Raw genomic sequence first — 11994 nt, forward strand, 5'->3', positions numbered from 1 at the left:
TCAGCCTGAAAAGACTAGTGGCGACGGCCTCATTATCAGCAGTATTATAATTATTTTTGTAACTGTTCAGTACCTTCACAGTTACGAGCCAAAATGCATAAAAAATCACCTTCGGTGATGACATTTTGGCTTGTATGTCTCGGGATTTTGACATATTCATGTCAAAACACCTCGCGGGACAGTGGCTACTGAATAGTTACGGTGTTTTTTCTTTTCTGCCCTCAGTATAGCAGATTTGTTTTTGTGGTCAACAGGCTTGCGTATTTATAAATAGTATTTTTTATTAATAATTAGCTGTTATTAATTAATGTATACTGTGTTTTTCATCGTTTATTTAGGTTTTTCCTTTATTTTCGCTGTTTTCTCATCTATTTTATTATTAATATTTCCACAGAAACCATTTATTTTTTCTTTTTTTCATGGTTGCTTTCATCCGGCGCATATCCGGTGCTTCCGCGGACGATCAGACGCGGTTCATACTCGATATGGTAAATACTGGTAGGTTCGTCTCCCTTGCGGTAACTCTTCTGCGATTCGATCTTTCGAAGGATGATATCACAGGCATCCCGCCCTTTCTGATCCACGAAATGTTCCACTGTTGTGAGTCCAATGGTATGGAACCTGGAAAACAAAGTGTTGTCACACCCCACCACCGAGATATCTCCCGGGATCCGGTACTGACGCTCAAGAAGGGCATCCATCGCACCAAATGCCATCATATCATTCAGTGCTGCGATCGCTGTAACCGGCTGTCCTTCCCGAAGCAGTTCCACGGTCAGATCATATCCCATCCGGTACTCTGACTCAATATTCGGGATCTCCGTATCTTTGCTGTCTGCCGCAGAGCGCACCAGCACATGGTCTGAAAGTCCCGCTTTTTCAAATTCCATCAGGAAGCCACCCACACGTTTCTGCCGCTGGTGCTGTCTCGCCGTCAGCGGCGGCGCGATAAATGCCACATCCCGATGCCCCAGTTCAAGTAGATGACGCGCCATCAGGATCCCCGGTTTCTGATTGTTCAGAGCCACCGCATCAATTGAAAATTCATCGTCACGGTTGCTGATCACAACCACCGGGATCTCTCCGGACAGTTCTGCCACCTGGCGGCTGAAACTTGGGTTACAGGCATAGATGATTCCCAGCGGCTGCACTTCCCGCATCATCCGCAGATAATTTTCCTCGATCTTCAGATCCCTCTGGGTGTTGCAGACAAACACGCCGTACCCGTATTCTTTTGCCATGGCTTCGATGCCCTGCAGCAGCATGACATAATAAGGGTTTGTCAGTGTCGGGCAGAACACAACCAGAAGTTTTCTGCTCTTTGCCGACCGGCGGATCCGCTGTTTTGGCAGGTGATAATCCAGCTTTTCTGCCGCCTCTGTCACCTGACGGATCGTCTCTTTGGAGAAAGATACGTTATATTTTTTATTTAGTATCATAGAAACAGTGGCCTGGGAAACTCCTGCTTCCCGGGCCACATCCATAGAAGTTGCTTTCTTCTTTGCCATCGTTTTTTCCTTATAATTCTACGCGTCCTTCCAGTGCACGCAGTAGTGTTACTTCATCGATGTACTCCAGATCACCGCCGACCGGAACACCGCTTGCGATACGGCTCACTTTGATACCGGTAGGTTTGATCAGTTTGCTGATATACATGGCTGTCGTCTCCCCTTCCAGACTGGAATTGGTGGCAATGATCACTTCATCCACATCTTTTTGCAGACGCAGCATCAGCTCTTTTAACCGGATATCTCCCGGACCGATCCCCAGCATCGGGGAAATAGCTCCGTGAAGGACATGGTACACGCCCTCGTACTTGCCGGTTTTTTCATAAGCTGCCAGATCTCTTGTATTTTCCACAACCATGATCTGTTTATGGTTTCGCTTCGGATTGGCACAGATCGGACACAGTTCCTGATCAGTCAGAGTAAAGCATTCTTTGCAGTATCTGACATTTGATCTCGCGCTGGTCATCGCACCCGCAAGCTGTTCTACCTGATCCTGGGGCATATTGATGATGTGAAACGCCAGGCGCTGGGCTGATTTTGCGCCGATACCCGGAAGTCTTGACAGCTGTTCGATTAATTTGCTGATATGACTGCTGTAGTATTCCATCTTAGAACGGGAATCCTCCACCCAGACCACCGGTCAGTTTGGACATCACAGCCTGTGTCTCAGCTTCCATCTTGCGAAGTGCTTCGTTGGTAGCTGCCATGATCAGATCCTCTAACATCTCTACGTCATCCGGATCTACAACTTCTTCTGCCAGTTTGACTTTGGTCACTTCTTTTTTACCGCTTACGGTCACTTCTACGGCTCCGCCGCCTGCTGCTGCCGTAAATTCTTTCTCTTCCAGCGCTTTCTGATTCTCTTCCATCTGTTTCTGCATCTTCTGCGCCTGTTTCATCAGATTATTCATATTACCAGGCATACCCATGCCGCCTGGAAAGCCACCACGTTTTGCCACGATTGGTTCCTCCTGTTTTCTCTTAAATCATATTTTTGCATCTTTTACTCGTCTTCCGGTTCTTCTTCTACCACGATATTCATGTGAACCGTCTGTTTTAATATATCATCAACCGAGATTTCTGCCAAGTCCTGATGCATATTTGTTTTCTTTAAAAGCATCTCCACTTCCACGGTTTTTCCCGTCATCTGTAAAATCAGATCTTCCAGCAGCTGTTTTTTATCCGGATCATCTACACAGGTCTGCGCCAGGTCGTTGGAGAATTCCACATATAATTTATTCTCCCCGGTATTTCCATTATATTTCGGCACAGCGGTTGTTAAAAATGTCTTGAACATCCCCTGTGTCTGCATCACGATATTTTTCCAGTTTTCCTTGATCCGCTGCAGATCCTCCGGCGCTGCTTTTTCCGGTTTCTTCTCCGGTGCAGATGGTGCTGCCTGGGTTGGCTGTACCGAAATACCGTTGTTCATTCCCGCATAACCCGGCAAAGACTGAACTGCCGCTATCGGAATTCCCTTTTCCATCTGCTCTTCCAGCACCCGGAGCCGGTCCAGTACGGAATCCAGGTTTGTTTCCATTGCAGGTTTACATAATTTAATCAATCCCACTTCCACCAGCACACGTTTCTGTGTGGCATTTCGCAGGTTGTTGGAAAGTTCAGATAACACGCGGATATAGCGCATCAGCGTATCGGTATCGATCAGCTGACTTTCTTCCTGCAGCGCTTTCAGATTTTCCGAAGATACATCCAGAACTTCTTCCGCATCTTCCGATGTCTTGACCAGCAGGAGATTTCGCAGATACCAGGTAAAATCATTGACAAACTGTCCCAGTTCTTTTCCATTGACCAGAAGATCTTCCAGGATATGGATGCAGCTGGTGACATCCTGCTCCAGCACTTTGCGAAGCAGTTTGCTGAACACTTCCGTATCTACGGTTCCCAGCACTTCCAGCACCTTGTCAAAGGTCAGTTCCTGTCCCAGATAGAAGGCGATGCACTGATCCAGAAGACTCAGTGCGTCTCGCATGGAACCGTCTCCTGCTTTCGCCACATAGCGAAGTGCTTTCTCTTCCACCGGAATCTGTTCTTTCTCCATCAGTTCCCGCAGCCGTCCGGCGATCGTATCAATGGAAATACGGTGAAAATCATACCTCTGACATCTGGACTGGATCGTCACCGGAATCTTGTGGGATTCGGTGGTTGCCAGAATAAAGATCACATAGGACGGTGGTTCTTCCAGAGTTTTTAACAGTGCGTTAAATGCACCTGCTGACAGCATATGCACCTCATCAATGATATACACCTTGTATTTTCCCTGTGTGGGACGGTAGGTAACCTCCTCCCGGATCTCACGGATGTTGTCGACACCGTTGTTGGATGCCGCATCGATCTCGATCACATTCATGGATGTTCCCGCCTGTATCGCCCTACAGGTCGGGCACTCGTTACATGGACTGCCGTCCACCGGTTGCTCACAGTTGACCGCTTTTGCAAGGATCTTTGCCACGGTCGTTTTACCGGTTCCACGGGTTCCACAGAACAAAAATGCGTGACCGATACGGTCCGCACGAATCTGATTTTTTAAAGTTGTTACGATATGATCCTGTCCTTTGACATCCTCGAAGGTGTCAGGACGGAACTTACGATATAGAGCGGTATAGCTCATATTTCTCTGCCTCTCCTCAATCTGTCATAAATTGTAACTGTTCAGTAGCCACTGTCTCTCGAGGTGTTTTTATATGAATATGACAAACTCCCGAGACACACAAGCCAAAATGCAACAAAGAGATAGGGCTGTCACAAAGACCAGCCCTTCTCCCTCTGTTACATTACTTTTTATAACTGTTCCATAATTTCACAGCTGTACTTTTTCTGTATCAGTCACCGAAACTGATACCGATTCTTTTGGCATCTTTGATCTCCTGTGCATCCGGTGTTACCACCTTCAGTTTTCCTGCACACTCTTCCAACGGAACTTTTTTTGTCTTTCCGTTGATCAGACCTACCATGTAACCATACTCATCGTTCAGGATCAGTTTTGCTGCTGCAGATCCAAGTCTGGTAGACAGTACACGGTCGTACGGACACGGGCTTCCACCTCTCTGGGTATGTCCCGGAACCGTTACGCGGATCTCCATACCGGTACGGTCTTCGATCTCTTTTGCCACTTTATAGGAAACAGATGGGTAAAGTTTTCTGTCTTCTTCCATTTTCTTTTTCAGTTCTTTTTTACCAAGTTGTGCATCTTCTTTGGAAATCGCACCTTCTGCTACCGCCAGAATCGTAAATCCGCTTCCGTTTCTCTTTCTTCTCTCGATGGCTCCCACTACTTTATCAATATCATATGGAATCTCCGGAATCAGGATAACGTCTGCGCCGCTGGCGATTCCTGCGTACAGGGTCAGCCAGCCTACTTTATGTCCCATAACTTCCACGATAAATACACGATTGTGGGAGGATGCGGTTGTATGGATGCAGTCGATGGCTTCTGTTGCAATATTCACTGCGCTGTAGAAACCGAAGGTCATGTCTGTACCCCAGATATCATTATCGATGGTTTTCGGCAGATGAATAATGTTCAGACCTTCTTCTCTTAACAGGTTTGCAGTCTTCTGAGTTCCGTTACCGCCAAGAATCACCAGACAATCCAGATTCAGTTTATGATAGTTCTGTTTCATCGCTTCTACTTTGTCCAGTCCGTTATCATCCGGTGTACGCATCAGTTTGAATGGCTGACGGGATGTACCGAGGATCGTACCGCCACGGGTCAGAATACCGGAAAAATCTTTTGCTGTCAGCATTCGATAATCTCCGTAGATCAGACCCTTGTATCCGTTCATGAATCCATAGACCTCCAGATCATCAATATTGTGGGAAAGTCCTTTTACTACGCCTCGCATGGTCGCGTTCAGAGCCTGGCAGTCGCCGCCGCTTGTCAGTAAACCTATTCTCTTCATACCTTTTTTCCGTCCTTCTTTTCAGATTTTTGCACCCGGTCTTTCACTGCCCCGGTTACAAATTTTTTTCACAATCATCTGGTTATTATTATAGCCCATTTTTGCCACTCTCACAAGTAAATATCATGTAAATATCAGGATTCAGATTGACAAATAAAAAGAAACACGATATACTGAATCCTGCGCAGCCGGGGAGTTAGCGGTGCCCTGTACCTGCAATCCGCTACAGCAGGGGTGATACCAAACTGAGGGCTTTTCTTTGCAGAGCTGCCTTCTGTAAGTGGCGTTGACGTCTGGGTCTTACGCAACAGGAATCTGTGAACCGTGTCAGGTCAGGAATGGAGCAGCACTAAGCAGAACCTTCTGTGTGCCGTAAGGGTGCCTGGGCCGAGTTAACTGCAGAAGTAACGTCTGTGGAGGAAGTTCGAAGGGCGGTGCGCTTTTAAAATTGGGAAAAATAGCCTGAAGGGGGACGCCCGGAGGGAGATACATAAGGGAAGGGACAGCAGTGCGCAGAGCGATTTTAAGCTATGTGCTAACTCCGACTATGATTCACGAGTGCCAGCTGGCACTCGCGAAAGTCTACGTAAGCACAGGATCTTAAAACTCGCTCTAACCGCGCACAAAATGCTGTCCCTTCCCTTATGTATCTCCCTCCGGGCTGGGTGTTGGCTATTTTTGTAAGGGGTGGGTGTCTGACGGGAGGTTTTCCAAGACACTTGTATTTGTCGTTAAAATCAGTCCACCGGACCAATTATTGATATGCACTGCAACGTAAAAAGGCTGCGAAGTATATTTTTTTCAAAATAAACTTCGCAGCCTTCTTCTGTTGCATTGGTTACGGAGATGGAGAGATTTGAACTCTCGCGCCGGTTGCCCGACCTACCGCATTTCGAGTGCGGACCCTTCAGCCACTTGGGTACATCTCCATGGTGTTACGAATCAGCAGATTCGCTATTCATTATACTTCCTTGTTTTTCTTCCGTCAATACCCGTTTTTGCCGCTTCTTGATTTCACGCAGTTCTTTGAAGAATCCACTGAGCATCTGGGAGCACTCTTCCTGTAAAACGCCACGGGTAACTTCTACCTGATGATTGAACTGTTCCATCTCCAGAAGGTTCAGGATCGATCCGGCGCATCCCGCTTTCGGGTTCATGCTTCCGATCACCACCCGGCTAACTCTCGCCTGGACAATAGCTCCGGCGCACATCTGACACGGTTCCAGAGTGATATACATCGTACACCCTTCCAGCCGCCAGTCGCCCAGCTTTTTACTCGCTTTTCGGATCGCATTCAGTTCCGCATGGGAGATCGTATTTTTATCCGTATTTCTCCGGTTGTATCCTCTTGCAATAATCTTTCCTTCATAAACGATCACACACCCGATCGGCACTTCCATCAGTGCACCTGCTTTTCGTGCCTGCCGGATCGCCTCCCGCATAAACCGTTCATCTATTTTCTTCTCATCCATCATTCTTCCGCTTTCCTGTCATCATATCTTGTTTCTTCTTTGCATATGCTACCATAGAATACTCCAAAAAGGAAGTGTCCATTTTGTCTGCATACAAACGTTTTGTTTCTTATCTTTACGAATACGATAACCGGAAAAAGGGAAAAAACCGCGGATTTGTCCGTGTCGAGGTCCGAAATCACCAGTGCTGTCTGGAACTTCATATGACTCTTCCCGCCTGCCCGTTTATCCCTGTCTTCCGCGCCTACGCATTTGTCGCCCGTCCCGGCACACTGCACGGTCTGTTTCTCGGCAATCCTTCCTGGAAACAGGGCAATGTATACGGTCAGTTCCGGATTGCAGACACCAGTATCTGCAACACCAGCTGGAATCTTGATGATATCGATGGTCTCATCGTTGTCTGCGAAACCGGACAACGTTACGCCACCTGCTGGAGTGACTGTAAGATTTCACCGGAAGATCTCCTTTTGCCGGAATCCGCGCCGATTCTTCGGGCAGCCTCGCTGGAACAGCCGGAATCCCCAGAGACAAACACTGTCAGCACACACCCTGATCCAGAGCCCGCATCGGACTCCTTCCGTTCTTCCGACACCGCGCCTGCCCGTACACAGACTTCCTCATTTTCCTGGAAACGGCTGACCGAAAGTTATCCACATGTTACACCGTTTTTCGATGAAGAAATCCACAACTGCCTGCAATTATCCCCGAAAGATCTTTCTCTTCTTGGCTCTTTCGGAGTTTCCTGTGGCAACAACCAGTTTTTTCTCTATGGCAGCCACGCCTTCCAGCATTTTCTTCTCGGAAAGATGGAACACGAGGACACCATCTGCTACATTCTGGCTGTCCCCGGCATCTATGAGGAGCGGGAACGGCTGCTCGCCAATCTGTTCGGTTTCCCCTACTTTAAGTCCGCCCGGGCAAAAGCTGCACAGCCCGGACATTTCGGCTACTGGTACCGGACGATCCACACCGAACCACAAAATCCCGATCCTATATCCCCCGAATCTCAACCTGTGGAATCGTTTTCCGAAGAATCTGCTGAAAATTCTCCAGCTGCTCGCGCGAGTAAGACGTGAATACCGGACGGATCACCTGCTCCGACTCTTTATAGTTCTGCAGAAAATACCGCCGGCTCCCGGAAAGCCACTGCCCTATGGCTTCGATATCTTCCCGTTTGTGAAGCTCCTTCACGACTGTGGTGCGGAATTCATAGTCCACCACACCCGATTTCAGATATTCCACCATACGGATGATGCTTTCCAGATCCGGATGGCGGATCCCGGCGGTCTCTGCATATTTTTCCTGACTGTTTTTGATATCCATCGCTACATAATCCACCAGCCCCGCGTCAACCAGTTCCCTCACCAGTGCCGGGCGGGTTCCGTTCGTATCCAATTTGACCGGATACCCCAGTTCTTTGATCTGTGCCAGCAGTCCGGTCAGTCCCGGATCCAGCGTCGGTTCCCCTCCGGTCACACAGACACCGTCCAGGATTCCTTTTCTCTTTCTGAGCACTTTCAGAACTTCCTCCGTCTCGATCAGCGGCTCACTCTCCGGTGCCAGCACCAGACCGGCATTGTGACAGAACGGACACCGGAAATTACAGGAACCGAGAAAAATGGTGGCTGCCAGCCGTCCCGGGTAATCCAGCAACGTCAGTTTGTTAAATCCGTGTATCTTCGCCATACGCTACCTTACGAAGCAAAAAATGTTTCGATTTCCTTTCTGGATGCCTGTACGGAACCCTGTACGAAAAACGGTTTTCCGCCACCCCGTCCCTGTAATTTCCGGTTCATCTCTTTTACAAATTCACGAAGATCTCCGTCTTTTTCTCCGATGATATAACGATAGCCGTTTTCATCGTTGCCGTTGAACACCGCGCAGCGACCGCCACAGCTTTCCATCACATCAGAAGCCAGCTTTCTTACGCTGTCCGGTGACATATCTTCCTCAAACAACAGCTGATCGCCGCATCCTGCTGTCTGCGCTGCGATCGTCTCGATTTTTTTCAGTTCCATTCCTACCATACGGAATTTTAACTGCTGATATTCTTTCTGTAATTTTTCCACTGTATCTGCAGTGTCATTCCATTTTGCGGACAGCAGCTGGGAGATCCTGCGGTTCTGTTCTTTTAACTGATTGGTATATTCCAGTGCCCGTCTGCCGCAGAGCATCTCGATACGCATACCACCTTTAAATTTCTGTGCGGATACCAGAGTGATCTGTCCGATCTCACCGGAAAAGTCTACATGAACACCACAGCAGGCACAGATATCCATCCCCGGCCAGGTTACGATCCGCACATCACCGGTCAGTTCTTTCTTACTTCTGTAAGGCAGCGTTTTCAGTTCTTCCTCCGACGGATGAGTGATCTCAATCGGATGATTCTCCCATACATACTGATTTGCCTTCGCCTCGATCTCTTTCAGCACCTCTTCCGGCACTTCGCCGTCCACATCCAGCGTGATCGTCTCGCTTCCCATGTGAAATCCTACGTTGTTATAACCGTATTTTTCATGGATCAGTCCGCTGATCAGATGTTCGCCGGAGTGTTGCTGCATCAGGTCAAATCTGCGCTCCCAGTCGATCCTGCAGGTCACTTCTGTCCCCTCCTGGATCGCTTCCCGCGTCCGATGCCAGATTTCTCCGTCCTTTTCCTGTACATCCATAACTTCCACCCGGTTCATGGTTCCGATGTCACATGGCTGTCCGCCCCCTTCCGGATAAAATACGGTCTGATCCAGAAGGATCTCATATCCTTTCTTCACCTCTCTGCACGCAAGCACTTTTGCCTGGCAGGTGGTCTGGTGAGAATCTTTATAAAATAAACGTTCTGTTCTCATATGTATGTCCTCTTTCTGTCTCTGTTCTGACATGATAACTGCTGAGTATCTTTACAGTTACGCTGCACTTTCTCTCTGCACCATCATAGTACGAAATCGGGAAAGTTGCAAGATTACTGTTCGTTTCACGATGCACAGAATTCTTGCTGATTGCACAAATTCGCGCGGTATGTCTCAGGTTTTCTGTGATCTTCGCTCACAATAATACCCCACGGGATATGATCAGTGAGCAGTAACTGCATTTCTATGTGACCATGTCACAGATGATTTCTTTGCTTTTTCCTCTGTTTTTGACTATACTTACACTAAACATACAAGGAGGCGATCTTTATGCAGGATGTAGTTATCATCGGCAGTGGACCGGCTGGGCTGTCCGCCGCTCTTTATATGCTCCGGGGTGGATTTTCCACTACTGTCATCGGAAAAGACAACGGGGCTCTGGAAAAAGCAGAAAAAATCGAAAATTATTTTGGACTGGAGCGTCCCCTCTCCGGCCATGAACTGATTGAAAATGGAAGAACACAGGTACAGCGTCTTGGCGGTACTCTTTTACAGGATGAGGTTGTGGGGATCAGCTGGAACGGAAACTATCTGATTTCTACCATCTCCACACAGATCGAAGCCCGCGCCATTATTCTCACCACCGGTACTTCCAGAAAAACAGTGAAAATTAAGAATCTCGCGCAGCTCGAAGGACATGGTGTCAGCTACTGTGCTGTCTGTGATGCTTTTCTCTACCGCGGTGAGTCTGTCGCCGTCCTTGGAAATGGCGAGTACGCCCTTCATGAAGTCCAGGAACTTCTCCCGATCGTCGACTCCGTCACGCTTCTGACCAACGGGCTGGAACCTTCCGTTGACTTCCCACCGGAAGTTACGATCATTCAAACACCGGTTCTGGAACTGGTCGGCACAGATGCACTGGAGGCTGTCTGTCTGGAAGACGGCACGCAGATTCACCCGGCATGCCTTTTCATGGCACTCGGCGCTGCGAAGGGAAGTGATCTTGCACGGAAACTTGGTATCCGGCTCGAAGATGAACGGATCATTGTCAATGAACAGATGGATACCGGACTCCCGGGCGTTTTTGCTGCAGGCGACTGTATCGGCGGGATCCTGCAGGTTTCCGTGGCAGTCGGTGAAGGAGCGAAGGCCGCGCTTTCCTGTATCAAATATCTGCGGTCTTAAATTCTTATGTAACCATAACGAGATAAAATAAGCGACAGGATATCCATATTAAAAACCCGGTATCCTGCCGCTTATTTTCTGGCAAACCACTATATTATTCTCAGCTTTTCCGAATATGCAAAAACTGCCGCATCCGAATCACTTCGGATAGCGGCAGTTCTTTTATCGTTTGAACACTTTATATTTTTTAATTATTTCTGAGGACCAGCTGCTACCAGAGCTTTACCAGCTTCATTTCCTTCGTATTTAGCGAAGTTCTTGATGAATCTGTCAGCCAGGTCTTTCGCTTTCTCTTCCCACTGAGCTGCATCTGCGTAAGTATCGCGAGGATCCAGGATTCCGCTATCTACGCCCGGCAGTTCTGTCGGAACTTCAAAGTTGAAGTACGGAATAGTCTTTGTAGGAGCTGTTTTGATATCTCCGCTCAGGATAGCATCGATGATACCACGGGTATCTTTGATGGAGATACGTTTTCCGGTACCATTCCAACCTGTGTTAACCAGGTATGCTTTTGCACCGCTCTTTTCCATTTTCTTAACCAGCTCTTCTGCATATTTTGTAGGATGCAGTTCCAGGAATGCCTGGCCGAAGCAAGCGGAGAAAGTAGGAGTAGGTTCTGTAATTCCACGTTCTGTACCAGCCAGTTTAGCTGTGAAACCAGACAGGAAGTAATACTGTGTCTGAGCTTCTGTCAGGATAGATACCGGAGGCAGTACGCCGAATGCATCTGCGGACAGGAAGATTACGTTCTTAGCTGCCGGAGCTGAAGAAACTGGACGAACAATGTTTTCGATGTGATCGATTGGGTAGGAAACACGAGTGTTTTCTGTTACGCTCTTATCAGCGAAATCGATCTTGCCATCTGCTGCAACTGTAACGTTCTCAAGAAGAGCGTCACGTCTGATTGCATTGTAGATATCTGGTTCAGATTCTTTATCCAGGTTGATAACTTTTGCGTAGCATCCAGCTTCAAAGTTGAATACGCCGTTGTCATCCCAGCCGTGTTCGTCATCACCGATCAGAAGTCTCTTAGGATCTGTGGAAAGTGTTGTCTTACCTGTTCCAG

Annotated in this window: 11 protein-coding genes, 1 tRNA gene and 1 other RNA gene; 3 read left to right on the forward strand and 10 right to left on the reverse strand. The window is 48.0% G+C overall.

Annotation, left to right across the window (positions count from 1 at the left end):
• Positions 1 to 401: 401 nt before the first annotated feature.
• The 5 genes from MSA64_RS02060 to MSA64_RS02080 form a co-directional block, all read right to left on the reverse strand.
• Entirely contained in the window at positions 402 to 1508 is a 1107-nt protein-coding gene (locus tag MSA64_RS02060) for a LacI family DNA-binding transcriptional regulator (protein ID WP_022172021.1), read from the reverse strand.
• Positions 1509 to 1518: 10 nt separating this feature from the next.
• Positions 1519 to 2115 carry a recombination mediator RecR gene (recR, locus tag MSA64_RS02065; protein ID WP_022172020.1) on the reverse strand — a complete coding sequence of 199 codons (597 nt, stop codon included), beginning with the start codon at positions 2113 to 2115 and terminating at the stop codon, positions 1519 to 1521.
• A 1-nt stretch (position 2116) separates the two neighbouring features.
• Positions 2117 to 2467, reverse strand: a complete 351-nt coding sequence (locus tag MSA64_RS02070; RefSeq protein WP_022172019.1) for a YbaB/EbfC family nucleoid-associated protein — start codon at positions 2465 to 2467, stop codon at positions 2117 to 2119.
• A gap of 44 nt (positions 2468 to 2511) precedes the next feature.
• Entirely contained in the window at positions 2512 to 4137 is a 1626-nt protein-coding gene (gene dnaX, locus MSA64_RS02075) for a DNA polymerase III subunit gamma/tau (protein WP_287890323.1), read from the reverse strand.
• Between the two features lie 211 nt (positions 4138 to 4348).
• On the reverse strand, positions 4349 to 5428 hold the full coding sequence (locus MSA64_RS02080; RefSeq protein ID WP_022172017.1) for a 6-phosphofructokinase: 1080 nt from the start codon (positions 5426 to 5428) through the stop codon (positions 4349 to 4351).
• 180 nt (positions 5429 to 5608) lie between these two features.
• Here MSA64_RS02080 and ffs point away from each other — a divergent pair.
• Positions 5609 to 5870, forward strand: an RNA gene (ffs, locus tag MSA64_RS02085) — signal recognition particle sRNA large type.
• 399 nt (positions 5871 to 6269) lie between these two features.
• On the opposite strand, the gene MSA64_RS02090 is transcribed toward ffs, so the two are convergent.
• Both MSA64_RS02090 and tadA read right to left on the reverse strand, forming a co-directional pair.
• Positions 6270 to 6357, reverse strand: a tRNA-Ser gene (locus MSA64_RS02090).
• Between the two features lie 6 nt (positions 6358 to 6363).
• Positions 6364 to 6903 carry a tRNA adenosine(34) deaminase TadA gene (gene tadA / locus MSA64_RS02095; protein ID WP_022172179.1) on the reverse strand — a complete coding sequence of 180 codons (540 nt, stop codon included), beginning with the start codon at positions 6901 to 6903 and terminating at the stop codon, positions 6364 to 6366.
• A gap of 80 nt (positions 6904 to 6983) precedes the next feature.
• Between tadA and MSA64_RS02100 the strand changes: the two genes are divergently transcribed.
• Complete coding sequence (locus MSA64_RS02100) at positions 6984 to 7976, forward strand: hypothetical protein (protein WP_277663908.1); 993 nt, start codon at positions 6984 to 6986, stop codon at positions 7974 to 7976.
• Here the strand turns inward: MSA64_RS02100 and MSA64_RS02105 are convergent.
• Together MSA64_RS02105 and MSA64_RS02110 are read right to left on the reverse strand one after the other, a co-directional pair.
• Positions 7891 to 8586, reverse strand: coding sequence for an anaerobic ribonucleoside-triphosphate reductase activating protein (locus tag MSA64_RS02105; RefSeq protein ID WP_277663907.1), 696 nt, complete (start codon positions 8584 to 8586; stop codon positions 7891 to 7893). The genes MSA64_RS02100 and MSA64_RS02105 overlap by 86 nt on opposite strands.
• 8 nt (positions 8587 to 8594) lie before the next feature.
• Positions 8595 to 9743, reverse strand: a complete 1149-nt coding sequence (locus MSA64_RS02110) for an alanyl-tRNA editing protein (RefSeq protein ID WP_118619606.1) — start codon at positions 9741 to 9743, stop codon at positions 8595 to 8597.
• Positions 9744 to 10073: 330 nt separating this feature from the next.
• Here MSA64_RS02110 and MSA64_RS02115 point away from each other — a divergent pair, with 330 nt between their 5' ends.
• Positions 10074 to 10928 (forward strand): NAD(P)/FAD-dependent oxidoreductase, encoded by an 855-nt coding sequence (locus MSA64_RS02115; protein ID WP_287890326.1) that lies wholly within the window; start codon positions 10074 to 10076, stop codon positions 10926 to 10928.
• A 191-nt stretch (positions 10929 to 11119) separates the two neighbouring features.
• On the opposite strand, the gene MSA64_RS02120 is transcribed toward MSA64_RS02115, so the two are convergent.
• The coding region (locus MSA64_RS02120; protein WP_287890327.1) for a phosphoenolpyruvate carboxykinase (ATP) at positions 11120 to 11994 on the reverse strand (875 nt) is incomplete at its 5' end.

The sequence above is a fragment of the Oliverpabstia sp. genome (assembly GCF_022785585.1).
GTDB lineage: Bacteria > Bacillota > Clostridia > Lachnospirales > Lachnospiraceae > Oliverpabstia > Oliverpabstia intestinalis.